This window comes from Amycolatopsis sp. YIM 10 (assembly GCF_009429145.1).
GTDB lineage: Bacteria > Actinomycetota > Actinomycetes > Mycobacteriales > Pseudonocardiaceae > Amycolatopsis.
In genome coordinates this window covers 1-13,526 of record NZ_CP045480.1, presented here as the reverse complement: position 1 = coordinate 13,526, position 13,526 = coordinate 1, and the positions used below count along the sequence as shown (strand labels likewise).

Genomic DNA, 13,526 nt, shown 5'->3' with positions numbered 1-13,526 from the left:
CTTCAGTCGATCCGGTCCTTGGTCTTCGCCACCACCAGTCGCACGTTCTCGACGCGCCCGCAGTTGGTCTTCAGCAGGGTTTCCCTGGCGACCATGAACGCGGCGCCCAGCCTGTCCCGCTCCCCCTGCGGCAACTCCTCGCGCGCGTCGTTGAGCAGGGTCTGCTCCTCCTCGTTGACGTGGTGGTTGAGCACCTCGGCGAGTTCTTCGAGCTTCTCGTCGTACTCATCGCCGTTGACGTCCTCGACCTCGAGGAATTCCAGGAGCGCCTTGTTGATCTCGGCGTGCTCCTCTTCGCCGTGCTCCACCTCGTCGTCCTCGGAGGCCTTCTTCGCCAGCTGCGGGTAGACCTCACGTTCTTCGGCCTCACCGTGCGCCACGAGCAGCTGCGACAGGTCGTCGCGCAGCTTGGCCCGATCGGAGGACGAGTCCCGGAGCCCGCGCATCAACTCTTCGAACCTGCGGTGGTCGTTCAGGATCAATTCGACGACGTCGTCGGACATCGAGGCCTCCAAGGCGAGCCGGTGGTGGTCAGCTATGCCAGGAGATGCCCCGCCGCCCCGGAAACGAAACAACCCCCGCCACAAGGTGACGGGGGTTCGTTCTCAGGGTGGGCCCACCAGGACTTGAACCTGGGACCTCTTCGTTATCAGCGAAGCGCTCTAACCGCCTGAGCTATGGGCCCTGGGAACGAGAAGAAGACTACCTGATGCCCTTCCCGTCCCGTACACGGGGTCACTCCCGCTCGGAGAGGGTCACCTCCAGGCCGCCCGCGAGGTCGGCGGAGACGTTGTAGATGAACGCGCTGACCGTGGCCAGCGCCGAGAGCAGCACGATGTTGATCGCGCCGATGATGGCCGCGATGCCGAACACGCGCCCGGCGCTGATCAGCGGTTCCGCCGCGGTGGTGGTGCCCTCACCTTGGACCAGCGAGGTGTAAGTGCCGTTCAGCTTCTCCCACACGCCCATGCCGTCGAGCACGGTGTACAGCACACCGACCGCGACCAGCCAGACGAAGAACAACGCCACGCCGAGCACCAGCGACAGCTTCAGCACCGACCACGGGTCGAACCGCTTGATCTGCAGGCTCGCCCGCCGCGGCCCGCGACCCGGCCGCCGCAGGGCAGTCGGGGTTGGGCGCTTGCCGCCGCCCGGCCTGGCCGCCGCCGACGGCGGCTCGCCGCTGTCCCCGCCGAACAACCGGGCGGTGGCCGAACCCGTGGCCAGCGGCTGCTCACCGCTGGACGGGTTGTGGTCGTACTGCACCGGCGGAGGCGCGGCGGCGGGCTGGGCCTGGGTGGTCTCGGTCGCCACCGGCCACTTCTCCGCGACCGTCGCCTCGCTGCCGGAATCCGGAGAAGACGAGGACGTGGACGACGCGGACGACGCGGACGACGCGGACGACGCGGACGACGCAGCGGGCGCGCTGGGCGCCGGGGCGGCCGGCGCCGGTGAAGCCGGTGCCGAGCCGTTGCCCTCGTCCTTCGCCACGCGCTGCCACGGCGGCGTCGCCGGCCCTGCCGCCGTGCCGTTCGATCCGTGGTTCTCGGGCTTGTCGGATGGTGTCACGAAGCGTCAGTCCTTACCGAGTCCGGAACCACTACTCCTGTGGCTCCTGCGTGTCGTCGTCTCCTCCGGCCGCACCGTTGACGTCTGACGGCTCGTCCGCGTTGCGCGCGACCGCGAGAAGGGTGGTGCCTTCCCCGAGATTCATCAGTCGCACGCCCTTCGTCTGCCGCCCGGCCTTGCGCACCTGCTCCGCCGGGGTGCGGATGACACCGCCACTGGAGGTGATGGCGTAGAGCTCGTCGTCGACATCGACGATGAGTGCTGCCACCAGCCTGCCACGGCGCTGGTCGTGCTGGATGGTCAGAACGCCCTTGCCGCCGCGGCCCTGGATCGGGTAGTCCTCGATCGGGGTGCGCTTGGCATAACCGCCGTCCGTGGCGACCAGCAGGAACTTGTCCGGGGCGACCACGTTGATGCCGAGCAGTTCGTCACCGTCGTTGAACCGCATGCCCAGCACACCCGAGGTGGCGCGGCCCATCGGCCGCAGCGCCTCGTCGGTGGCGTGGAAGCGGATCGACTGGCCGTCCGAGGAGACCAGCAGCAGGTCGTCCTCGGCGGAGACCAGCACCGCGCCGACCAGTTCGTCGCCCTCGCGGAGGTTGACGCCGATCAGGCCGCCGGAGCGGTTCGAGTCGAAGTCGGCCAGCTTGGTCTTCTTGACCAGGCCCTTCCTCGTCGCCAGCACCAGGTACGGCGCGACCTGGTAGTCCTTGATCTGGATGACGCTGGCGATCTGCTCGTCCGGCTGGAAGGCCAGCAGGTTGGCCACGTGCTGGCCGCGCGCGTTGCGGTTGGCCTCCGGCAGGTCGTACGCCTTCGCGCGGTAGACGCGGCCCTTGTTCGTGAAGAACAGGATCCAGTCGTGCGTGGAGCAGACGAAGAAGTGCTGGACGATGTCGTCCTGCTTGAGCGTGGCGCCCTGCACGCCCTTGCCCCCGCGCCGCTGCGAGCGGTACAGATCGGTTTTCGTCCGCTTGGCGTACCCGGTGCGGGTGATGGTGACCACCACGTCCTCGACCGCGATCAGGTCCTCGATGGAGACCTCGCCGTCGAACGGGATGATCTGCGTGCGCCGCTCGTTGCCGTACTTGCCGACGATCTCGGTCAGCTCGTCCGAGATGATCTGCCGCTGGCGCTCCGGCTTGTCCAGGATGTCCTTCAGATCGGCGATCTCGGTCTCGATCTTGTTCAGCTCGTCGACGATCTTCTGCCGCTCGAGTGCGGCGAGCCGGCGCAGCTGCATGTCGAGGATCGCGGTGGCCTGCACCTCGTCCACGTCGAGCAGCTCGATCAGCCCGGCCCGCGCCTCGTCGGCCGACGGCGACTGGCGGATCAGCGCGATCACCTCGTCGAGCATGTCCAGCGCCTTGACCAGACCACGCAGGATGTGCGCGCGTTCCTCGGCCTTGCGCAACCGGAACTTGGTCCGGCGGACGATGACCTCGATCTGGTGCTTGACGTAGTGCCGGATGATCTGGTCGAGCCGCAGCGTGCGCGGCACGCCGTCGACCAGCGCCAGCATGTTGACGCCGAAGTTGTACTGCAGCTGGGTGTGCTTGTAGAGGTTGTTCAGCACCACCTTGGCCACCGCGTCGCGCTTGAGCGTGACCACGATGCGCATGCCGCGGCGGCTGTTCGACTCGTCGGCGATGTCCGCGATGCCGGTGAGCTTGCCGTCCCGGACCAGGTTGGCGATGTTCTCCACCAGGTTGTCCGGGTTGACCTGGTAGGGCAGTTCGGTGACGACGAGGATGGTGCGCCCCTTGGCGTCCTCCTCGACCTCGACCACCGCGCGCATGCGCACCGAGCCGCGGCCGGTGCGGTAAGCGTCCTCGATGCCGGCGTGCCCGAGGATCAGGCCCTTGGTCGGGAAGTCCGGGCCCTTGATCCGCTGCAGCAGCGCGGCGAGCAGCTCGTCCTCGGTGGCGTCCGGGTGCTCCAGTGCCCAGATCACCCCGTCGGCGACCTCGTTCAGGTTGTGCGGCGGGATGTTCGTCGCCATCCCGACCGCGATCCCGGAACCACCGTTGACCAGCAGGTTCGGGAACCGGGCAGGCAGCACGTCCGGTTCCTGGGTGCGGCCGTCGTAGTTGTCCGAGAAGTCGACGGTGTCCTCGTCGATGTCGCGGAGCATCTCCATCGCCAGCGGCGCGAGGCGGGCCTCGGTGTACCGCATGGCGGCGGCGGGGTCGTTGCCCGACGAGCCGAAGTTGCCCTGGCCGTCGATCAGCGGGTACCGCATGGACCACGGCTGCGCGAGGCGGACCAGCGCGTCGTAGATCGCCGAGTCGCCGTGCGGGTGGTAGTTGCCCATCACGTCGCCGACCACGCGCGAGCACTTGTTGTACCCGCGGTCGGGCCGGAACCCGGAGTCGTACATCGAGTACAGCACGCGCCGGTGCACCGGCTTGAGGCCGTCGCGCACGTCCGGCAGCGCCCGCGACACGATCACGCTCATCGCGTAGTCGATGTAGGAGCGCTGCATCTCCTGCTGGATGTCGACCGGTTCGACGCGGTCGTTCTCCGGCGGCAAGGTTTCCGTCATCTGGTCCTTCTATGGTTCAGGAAAAGTCCGTGGCGGGACTACACGTCGAGGAAGCGGACGTCCTTGGCGTTGCGGGTGATGAACGAGCGGCGGGCCTCCACGTCCTCGCCCATCAGGACCGAGAACAGCTCGTCGGCGGTGGCGGCGTCGTCCAGGGTGACCTGGCCGAGCAGCCGGTTGGCCGGGTCCATCGTGGTCTCCCACAGCTCTTCGGCGTTCATCTCGCCGAGACCCTTGTAGCGCTGGATCGCGTCGTCCTTGGGGAGCTTCTTGCCCGCCGCGACGCCCTCGGCGATCAGGCCGTCGCGCTCGCGGTCGGAGTAGGCGTACTCCGGCTCCTGACGGGGCCACTTGATCTTGTACAGCGGCGGCCGCGACAGGAAGACGTGGCCGTGCTCGATCAGCGGGCGCATGAAGCGGAACAGCAGGGTGAGCAGCAGCGTGGTGATGTGCTGGCCGTCGACGTCGGCGTCGGCCATCAGCACGATCTTGTGGTAGCGCAGCTTCGCCAGGTCGAACTCGTCGTGGATGCCGGTGCCCAGCGCGGTGATCAGCGACTGGACCTCGGTGTTCTTCAGCACCCGGTCGATCCGGGCCTTCTCCACGTTGATGATCTTGCCGCGGATCGGCAGGATCGCCTGGTACATCGAGTCCCGGCCCTCCTTGGCCGAGCCGCCCGCGGAGTCACCCTCGACGATGTAGAGCTCGCACTCCTCGGGGTTGGTGGAGCGGCAGTCCTTCAGCTTGCCCGGCAGGCCGCCGATCTCCAGCGCGCCCTTGCGGCGGACCAGATCGCGCGCCTTGCGGGCGGCCATCCGCGCCTGGGCGCTGGAGATGGACTTGTTGATGACCGTCTTCGCCTCGGCCGGGTTGCGCTCGAACCAGTCGGCCAGCCACTCGTTCGTTTTGCTCTGCACGAACGACTTCGCCTCGCTGTTGCCCAGCTTGGTCTTGGTCTGGCCCTCGAACTGCGGTTCGGCCAGCTTCACCGAGACGATCGCGGCGAGGCCCTCGCGCACGTCGTCACCGGTGAGGTTGCTGTCCTTCTCCTTGAGCAGCTTCTTCTCGCGCGCGTACGCGTTGACGATGCGGGTCAGCGCGGCGCGGAAGCCCTCTTCGTGGGTGCCGCCCTCGTGCGTGTTGATCGTGTTGGCGAAGGTGTACACCGACGGGGTGAACCCGGTGTTCCACTGCATCGCCACCTCGACCTCGAGGCCGTCGCCCTTGGCGTCGAAGGAGATCACGCTGCTGTGGATCGGGTCCTTGCTGCCGTTGATGTGCTTGACGAAGTCCTCGAGCCCGCCCGGGTAGCAGTAGACGCGCTCCTTGACCCTGGCCTGCTGGCCGGAGGCGTCCTCTTCGGTGTCCTCCTCGGCCACGCGCTCGTCGCGCAGGCTCAGCGTGAGGCCCTTGTTCAGGAAGGCCATCTCCTGCAGGCGCCGGGCGATGGTCTCGGCGTTGTAGGTGGTGGTCTCGAAGATGTCCGGATCGGCCCAGAAGGTGACCGTGGTGCCGGTGCGATCGGTGGTGCCCGCCTCGATCAGCGGACCGGGCACCGACCTGTCGTAGTGCTGCGTCCAGATCTTGCCGCCGAGGTGGATCTCCACGTCCAGCGCGGTGGACAGCGCGTTCACCACGGAGACACCGACGCCGTGCAGACCGCCGGAGACCGCGTACGAGTCGCTGTCGAACTTGCCGCCGGCGTGCAGCACGGTGAGCACGACCTCGACGGTCGGCTTCTGCTCCTTGGGGTGCATCTCCACCGGGATGCCGCGGCCGTCGTCGATCACCCTGACCCCGCCGTCGGCCAGTAGAATGACCTCGACCTTGGTGGCGTGGCCGGCCATCGCCTCGTCGACGGAGTTGTCCACGACTTCCTGGACCAGGTGGTGCAGGCCGCGTTCGCCGGTCGAGCCGATGTACATGCCGGGGCGCTTGCGGACCGCTTCAAGACCCTCGAGCACGGTGATGGACGATGCGTTGTAGTCGTTCTTGTTCGCTGTCACCGGCGTGTTTTCTCCTCGTCTCGAGCAGCGCGGTCAACCCGCTACGAACATGGTACTTGGCCACGTCCGCTCACATGCGGCAAGGACACCTCTGATTTCGTCACAGAGCCACGAACTCGACGCGGGTCGACTCGGGCAATGGTTCAGCGGTGCTCCGCACGCTCTCGGGGCGCTGAGTCAGCCCCGCGTCAAGTCCTTCTCACCCATATGTGTCACGCGGGCCGCGACCGGAGACGTGTCGCGGTCCTTTTCGCCAGCTCGGCGCCGTCGGACCCTGGATGCGCATGCGCTTGACCACGCCGTTCCCGACTCCGGCGGCGATCTTGCCGATCAGCTGCCCCTGCAGCAGGCGCAGCTGCGTGGCCCAGGCGGTGGAGCTGGCGCGGACGGTCAGCTCGCCGTCCTTGAGCGCGACCGGCTGCGCGTGCTCGGCCACCTCCTCCCCGACCAGGCGGGCCCAGCGGCCGAACACCTGACCGGAGGCGAGCCGCCCGTTCCAGCCGCGCTCGACCGCGATCCGGGAGACGATCCGCCCGAGCGGCTGTGGATCGCGGGAGTCCGCACCCGGTCCGGACCACCTACGTCGGCGCGGATCCTGGCGGGTGCCGGTGGCCGGTCGCTTGCCGAGCGGTGTCTTCCGCGCCTGCGCCTTGGCGCGCGCGGCGTCGAGAGCGGCCCGGGCGAGGTCGCGACCAGACTGTGGAGGCCCGTCCGCTAGACTACTTTTCACGTTCGGCGCAGCGGCAGAGTCACCCTCTGTGTTCGAACCCCCAGCCCCATCCGTGGACTCGCCCACGTGAGGGCCACCAGACCGCCCATTTGGCCGTGCGGTCACTCGTCGCGATAACTGATTCACGGTGTTATCCACACTATCCACAGGTTTGTCCCCAGATAGGTGGGCAACCGCTGTGGTCGCGGTCACCCCGGGTCGCCGGATCGATCTTGAACGGGTGTCCCTCAGTCAAGACGCACCTCTCCCTCCGTGACGGAGAAGCGCCGCCCGGCCAGCTCGTCGGGCACGTCCTCCGCCACCGCCGCGGTCACCAGCACCTGCTCGGCGGAGGCGGCGACCTCCGCCAGGCGCGCGCGGCGCCGCCGGTCCAGCTCGGCGAAGACGTCGTCGAGCAGCAGTACCGGCTCGCCGGCCTCGGCCCGCAGCAGCTCGTAGGAGCCGAGCCGCAGCGCGAGGGCGAACGACCAGGACTCGCCGTGGCTGGCGTAGCCCTTCGCCGGTGCCTCCCCGAGCACGAGGTCCAGCTCGTCCCGGTGTGGTCCGACCAGGCTTACCCCGCGTTCGAGTTCCTGGGCGCGCGACTCGCCGAGCGCGGCCACCAGTATCTCCGTCAGCTTGCCGACGTCCGCCCGTTCACCTGCGGGAACGCCGTACCCGGCCGGAATCGCGTCGCCAAGACTCGACCGGTACGAGATCAGCGCCGGGCGTGAATCCGGCGCCACCCCCTGATAGGCGGCCGAGGTGTGCGGTGCGAGGTCCGCCACCAGGTCGAGCCGCCCGGCGAGCAGCTGCGCGCCGGCCGTGGCGAGGTGGTTGTCCCAGACCTCTAGCGTGCTCAGCGCGTACGGGTCCTCCCGCGCGCTGCCGCGCTTCTTGCCGGTGGTCTTGAGCAGCGCGTTGCGCTGGCGCAGGACCCGCTCGTAGTCGGCACGCACCCCGGCGTACCTCGGCGCGCGCTGCACCAGCAGCTCGTCGAGGAACTTGCGGCGCTCACCGGGATCACCGCGGACCAGTGCCAGGTCCTCCGGGCAGAACAACACCGTGCGCAGGATGCCGAGCACGTCGCGCGGCTTGCCGACCGCGCCCCGGTTCACCCTGGCGCGGTTCGCCCGGCCGGGGGTGATCTCCAGTTCCACGGTCAGCTCGCGGTCGTCGTTGACCACGGCCACCCGCACCAGCGCGCGCTCCTGCCCGTGCCGGACCAGCGGCGCGTCGGTGGCGACCCGGTGCGAGCCGAGCGTGGCCGCGTACCCGATCGCCTCGATCAGGTTCGTCTTGCCACGGCCGTTCTGCCCGACCAGCACGGTCGGGCCCGGTTCGAGCGGCAGGTCGGCGTGCTCCCACGAGCGGAAGTCCGTGACCTGCAGATGACGGAGGTACACCGCGACCGGCTCAGCCGCCGGCCTTCTTCACCGCGTGACCGCCGAACTGCTGGCGCAGCGCGGCCACCGCGCGCATGGCGGCCGAGTGCTCCTGGCGCGAGGCGAACCTGGCGAACAGCGCGGCCGAGATGACCGGCGCCGGCACCGCGTTGTTGATCGCCTCCTCCAGCGTCCACCTGCCCTCGCCGGAGTCCTCCACGTAACCCTCGAGATCGTCCAGTTCCGGGTCCTCGTCGAGGGCGCGGACCAGCAGGTCGAGCAGCCAGGAGCGGACCACGGTGCCCCGCTGCCAGCCCTTGATCACCGAGGGCACGTCCTCGACCACGTTCGAGGCCTCGAGCAGTTCGAAGCCCTCGGCGAACGCCTGCATCAGGCCGTACTCGATGCCGTTGTGCACCATCTTCGCGTAGTGCCCGGCGCCGACCGAGCCCGCGTGCGAGAAGCCTTCCTCGCGCGGGCCGTCGGGGCGGAGGGCGTCGAAGATCGGCATCGCGCGCTCGACGTCGGCGGCGGAACCGCCCACCATCAGGCCGTACCCGTTCTCCTTGCCCCACACCCCACCGGAGACGCCGACGTCCAGGTAGCCGACGCCCTTCTCGGCGAGCAGTTCGGCGTTGAGCTTGTCGTCGGTGAACTTGGAGTTCCCGCCGTCGATCAGGATGTCGCCCTCGTCCAGCAGATTGCTGAAGGCGACCACGGTCTCGCGGGTCGGCTCACCGGCGGGCACCATCACCCAGACGATGCGCGGCGCGGCCAGCTTCGAGACCAGGTCCTCGAGCGAGGTCGTGTCGCTGACCTCGGCGTTGCGGTCGTAGCCGACGACCTCGTGCCCGGCGGCGCGCAGCCGCTCGCGCATGTTGAAGCCCATCTTGCCGAGCCCGACCAGCCCCATCTGCACCATGAATCTCCCCTTCGCTCTGATCAGTGGCCGACGCTCAGCCCGGCAGGCGGACCGGCATCAGCAGGTAGAGGTACCCGGGTACCACGTTGCCCTCCTCGTCCGCGGGCTTGATCAGCGCGGGGCGGTTCGGCGTGGTGAAGGTGAGTTCGGCGCGGTCGGCGTGCAGTGCGCCGAGGCCGTCCACCAGGTAACCCGGGTTGAAGGCGATGGTCACCGCCTCGCCCTCGTAGTCCACCGGCAGCTCTTCTTCGGCGCTGCCTTCGTCGTCCCCACCGGCGGAGAGCCGGAGCAGACCCTCGGAGAACTCGAGCCGCACCTGGGTACCGCGCTCGGCGACCAGTGAAACGCGCTTGATCGCCTCGGCGAGCGCACCGACGCCGATCACCGCGCGCGACGTGTGGCTCGCGGGCAGCAGCTGGCGGTACGGCGGGAACTCGGCGTCGAGCAGGCGGGTGGTGGCGTAGCGGCCGGAGCCGGACAGGCCGAGCAGACCCTCGCCGCTGGCCAGCGCGAGCTTGACCGTGGCGCCGCTGCCGCCCATCGACTTGGCGGCCTCGGCCAGCGTGCGCGCGGGCACCAGCACCGCGGCGTCGGCCAGGCCCTCGGCCGGCTTCCAGGTGAACTCGCGCATGGCGAGGCGGAAGCGGTCGGTGGCGACCAGGGTGACCGTGTCGCCGGAGATCTCCAGCCGCATCCCGGTCAGCATCGGGAGCGTGTCGTCCTTGCCGGAGGCGACCGCGACCTGGGCCACCGCCTGGCCGAAGACCTCACCGGCCAGCTCACCGGCGAAGGCGGGCTGGGACGGCAGCTGCGGGTAGTCCTCGACCGGCATGGTCGGCAGGCTGAACTTGGCGTTCCCGCAGGTGATGGACGCGCGGGAACCGTCGACCGAGATCTCCACCGGCTGCGCGGGCAGCGCCTTGGTGATGTCGGCGAGGAGACGGCCCGAGACCAGCATGCGGCCGCCGTCGGCGATCGTCGCCGGGACGCCGACGGTGGCGGAGACCTCGTAGTCGAACCCCGAGACGGTGAGCGCGTCGCTCTCGGACGAGTCGGAGGCCTCCAGGAGTACTCCGCCCAGTACCGGGACGGGAGGCCGCGACGGCAGGCTTCTCGCCACCCAGGCGACGGCGTCTGCCAGCCCGTCGCGCTCGACGCGGATCTTCATGCGCTCATCCTTTCGCGATAGCCGGGCCCCTCCGGCCCGAGAAGATCGACAACCGCCTCTGGCGTGCGACCGGCTCTGGTGGCGGCACGCGGAGACCTCGCCAGCGTGGTGTGCGGCCCGGGTGGCGGCGACGAGCACCGACAGGCGGACCTGGTGTGGGTACTCACGTTAGAGCGTGACCCGGCCCGGCGTCATCCGGCCCACCCTGTCGACAAACCGATCAAGCGACAGCCCGGCGCGACTTGTCCCCAACTTCGAGCTGCCCCTGTTTTTAGCTTGTTCTCCTAAAAGAAGAATTCACAGTGACAGTAATAAGGGGTGTGGATTGTGTGGACAGAGCCCGTCGCCGCAGCGTGTACGGCGCGGCGGGCTGTGGACACCGGTGGTGGCGGATCGGTGGACAGACTCGGCCGCCCGTGCACAACTCGGCGGCGCGCGCGATCCGTCCACATCTGTCCACAGTTGTCCACACGTCTGTCCCCACCTGTGCGCTGATTTGTACCCAGGCAGTGCACGGGCGGCGGCCGCGAAACTCGTGACGGAGATCGCTCTCCAGGGTGATGTGGACAGTTTTGTGCATGTCCTGTGCACGACTGGCCGTAGGCCTGTGTTTTTCCTGTGGAGAAAGGGAAAAAGAGCAGGTGGGACCCCTGGGGACTAATTTTCCCTTGTGGGGCAAGGAGATCCGCGACGCGCCGCGTACGCCGCTTCGCACACGTACGCGGGCGAAGCGCGCTTCGCGCACCCTCGCCGCTTTCGTTGCTATGCAAGCGCTTCGCGCGCGTACGCGGCATCAGAGAGCCTCTCGCGTCGTAACCGCTTTTACCGGTGTGCGTAACTTACTATAGTGGTTACATGGATCTCGGCACCAGATTGATCACCGGATCGGACGGCCAGGCGTTCCCGTTCGACCCGGGGGCCTTCTTCCTCGAACTGCTCCTCACCGGCGGGCCGGAAGCGGACCAGCGGTGGGAGCTGTTGCGCGGGACGGCGGACCTGGCCGCCTGGCTGGTGGACTCGCGGCTCGCGCTCACCGCGCCGATCGACGCCGAGGACGTCCGCATCCGGCCGGCCGAGCTACGCGACATAAAGCAGTTCCGTGACACGCTCTGGACCGTCGCCCATGTGGTGGCGGCCGCCGAGGAACCGAACGAGGACGAACTCGAAATCATCAACGCGGCGGCGGAGTCGTCCCTGCGGCCGCGGATCGCGCTCGACACCGGGGTGTGCGAATGGGCCACGCCGATCACCGGCACCCAGGTGCTCGGCACCGCGGCACGCGAGGCGATCGACGTCATCGGCGGGGACCGGATCGACCGGCTGCGCGAGTGCGAGGCCGAGGACTGCGCGCTGGTCTTCCTGGACACCTCGCGGCCGGGCAACCGGCGGTGGTGCTCGATGCAGCGCTGCGGCAACCGCCACAAGGTGAAGGCCTACCGCGCGCGGCAGGCGAAGGAATAGGCGAAGCCCATCGAGCGTGACTTGCCGGACAGCGCCTGGCTACTGGCGGGCGCGCTGCTTGATGCGGGAGGTCAGCTCCTGCACCTGGTCGTAGATCCGGCGGCGCTCGGCCATCTCCTTGCGGATCTTCTTCGCCGCGTGCATCACCGTGGTGTGGTCGCGGCCGCCGAAGGTCTGGCCGATCCGCGGCAGCGACATGTCGGTCAGCTCGCGGCACAGGTACATGGCGATCTGGCGCGCGGTGGCGAGCGCCTTCGTTTTACCGGGGCCGCAGAGTTCGTCTAGGGAGACGTCGAAGAACTCCGCGGTGACGCCCATGATCGTCGGCGCGCTGATCTCCGGCGCCTGCGAATCCGGGATCAGGTCCCGCAGCACGATCTCCGCGAGGCCGACGTCGACCGGCTGCTGGTTCAGCGAGGCGAACGCGGTGACGCGGATGAGCGCGCCTTCGAGCTCGCGGATGTTCGCCTCGACCCTGGCCGCGATGAACTCCAGCACCTCACCGGGCACCGCGAGCCGATCCTGGGCGGCCTTCTTGCGCAGGATGGCGATGCGGGTTTCCAGCTCGGGCGGCTGGATGTCGGTGATCAGGCCCCACTCGAACCGCGTGCGCAGCCGGTCCTCCAGGGTTTCCAGCCGCTTCGGCGGGCGGTCGGAGGAGACCACGATCTGCTTGTTCTGGTTGTGCAGGGTGTTGAAGGTGTGGAAGAACTCCTCCTGCGTGCCTTCCTTGCCCTCGAGGAACTGGATGTCGTCGACGAGCAGGATGTCGATGTCGCGGTAGCGGCGCTGGAAGGCCACCTTGCGGTCGTCGCGCAGGGAGTTGATGAAGTCGTTGGTGAATTCCTCGGTGGAGACGTACCGCACGCGCATCCCGGGGAACAGCCGCTGGGCGTAGTGCCCGACCGCGTGCAGCAGGTGCGTCTTGCCGAGCCCGGACTCGCCCCAGATGAACAGCGGGTTGTACGCCCTCGACGGCGCTTCGGCGACGGCGACCGACGCCGCGTGCGCGAACCGGTTCGACGCGCCGATGACAAAGGTGTCGAAGGTGTACTTCTCGTTCAGGCGGGTCTTCGAGGTCTGCGGTTGCGCGGGGGCGGTGTAGGGCTGGCCAGCCACCGGCTGACCGGAGAAGGTCGGCCAGATCTCGTGCACCGCGGCGAGGGCCTCGCCCTCTTCGTCCACTTCTTCGTCGCCGTCGTCCATCGGCTCGGCCTGGTCGTGCGAACGGGCCAGTTCGGCGGGGTCGGGGCGGGGGCTGCGGGTCGGCGGCATGCCGGGGGGCATCGCGGTGCCCTCGAGCGGCGGGGACGGCGGCGGTCCGGGCATCGGCCGCGGCGGGTGGGGGCGCGGACCGGGCATCGGTGGTCGCGGAGCGGAGCCGTTCTCCCCCCGTCCGGGGGAGGGTGAGTACCGGCTGGGTGGTGGCGGCGAAGTGGAGCCGCCCATCGCGCCGTCGGTGGTTTCCACCTTGACCGCGAGCGAGACCTCCCGGCCGAGGCGGCGGGAGAGCGCGTCGGTGATCGCCCCGCGCAGGGCCCGTTCGATGGCTTCCTTGGCGAAGTCGCTCGGCGCGGCGAGCAGTGCGGTGCCGTCCAGCAGGCCGATCGGCCTGGTCACGCGCATCCAGGCGCGTTGCTGGGGGGAGAGCGTGCTGTCGGACAGTTCGCGAACGACCTGCTCCCAGACCACACCCAGGTTCAACTGGTGGTCGGACACCTGCTCTGCTCCCCTCCCCTCGTCCACCCGCGGTTCACCCAC

At 68.9% G+C, this 13,526-nt stretch carries 10 protein-coding genes and 1 tRNA gene; 1 reads left to right on the top strand and 10 read right to left on the bottom strand.

Translation table 11 applies throughout. The annotated features are described in order from the left end of the window. Nucleotides 1-2: 2 nt before the first annotated feature. The 9 genes from YIM_RS00055 to dnaN form a co-directional block, all read right to left on the bottom strand. Nucleotides 3-503: a hemerythrin domain-containing protein gene (locus YIM_RS00055; protein ID WP_153028382.1), complete on the bottom strand. Its 501-nt coding sequence runs from the start codon at nucleotides 501-503 to the stop codon at nucleotides 3-5. A gap of 108 nt (nucleotides 504-611) precedes the next feature. Continuing rightward, nucleotides 612-685, bottom strand: a tRNA-Ile gene (locus YIM_RS00050). Between the two features lie 50 nt (nucleotides 686-735). Then, on the bottom strand, nucleotides 736-1,569 hold the full coding sequence (locus YIM_RS00045; protein WP_228004470.1) for a DUF3566 domain-containing protein: 834 nt from the start codon (nucleotides 1,567-1,569) through the stop codon (nucleotides 736-738). A gap of 31 nt (nucleotides 1,570-1,600) precedes the next feature. After that, nucleotides 1,601-4,114 (bottom strand): DNA gyrase subunit A, encoded by a 2,514-nt coding sequence (gene gyrA / locus YIM_RS00040; protein ID WP_153028381.1) that lies wholly within the window; start codon nucleotides 4,112-4,114, stop codon nucleotides 1,601-1,603. A gap of 38 nt (nucleotides 4,115-4,152) precedes the next feature. Beyond that, entirely contained in the window at nucleotides 4,153-6,120 is a 1,968-nt protein-coding gene (gyrB, locus tag YIM_RS00035; protein ID WP_153028380.1) for a DNA topoisomerase (ATP-hydrolyzing) subunit B, read from the bottom strand. A gap of 199 nt (nucleotides 6,121-6,319) precedes the next feature. Continuing rightward, nucleotides 6,320-6,850 (bottom strand): DciA family protein, encoded by a 531-nt coding sequence (locus tag YIM_RS00030; protein ID WP_153028379.1) that lies wholly within the window; start codon nucleotides 6,848-6,850, stop codon nucleotides 6,320-6,322. Nucleotides 6,851-7,077: 227 nt separating this feature from the next. After that, nucleotides 7,078-8,235: a DNA replication/repair protein RecF gene (gene recF, locus YIM_RS00025; RefSeq protein WP_153028378.1), complete on the bottom strand. Its 1,158-nt coding sequence runs from the start codon at nucleotides 8,233-8,235 to the stop codon at nucleotides 7,078-7,080. Nucleotides 8,236-8,245: 10 nt separating this feature from the next. Beyond that, nucleotides 8,246-9,136, bottom strand: coding sequence for a phosphogluconate dehydrogenase (NAD(+)-dependent, decarboxylating) (gnd, locus tag YIM_RS00020; protein WP_153028377.1), 891 nt, complete (start codon nucleotides 9,134-9,136; stop codon nucleotides 8,246-8,248). Between the two features lie 34 nt (nucleotides 9,137-9,170). Continuing rightward, nucleotides 9,171-10,304 (bottom strand): DNA polymerase III subunit beta, encoded by a 1,134-nt coding sequence (gene dnaN, locus YIM_RS00015; protein ID WP_153028376.1) that lies wholly within the window; start codon nucleotides 10,302-10,304, stop codon nucleotides 9,171-9,173. Nucleotides 10,305-11,159: 855 nt separating this feature from the next. On the opposite strand from dnaN, the gene YIM_RS00010 reads away from it, so the two are divergent. After that, nucleotides 11,160-11,765 (top strand): CGNR zinc finger domain-containing protein, encoded by a 606-nt coding sequence (locus YIM_RS00010; protein ID WP_153028375.1) that lies wholly within the window; start codon nucleotides 11,160-11,162, stop codon nucleotides 11,763-11,765. Between the two features lie 39 nt (nucleotides 11,766-11,804). On the opposite strand, the gene dnaA is transcribed toward YIM_RS00010, so the two are convergent. Next, entirely contained in the window at nucleotides 11,805-13,484 is a 1,680-nt protein-coding gene (dnaA, locus tag YIM_RS00005) for a chromosomal replication initiator protein DnaA (RefSeq protein ID WP_153028374.1), read from the bottom strand. Between the last annotated feature and the right edge of the window lie 42 nt (nucleotides 13,485-13,526).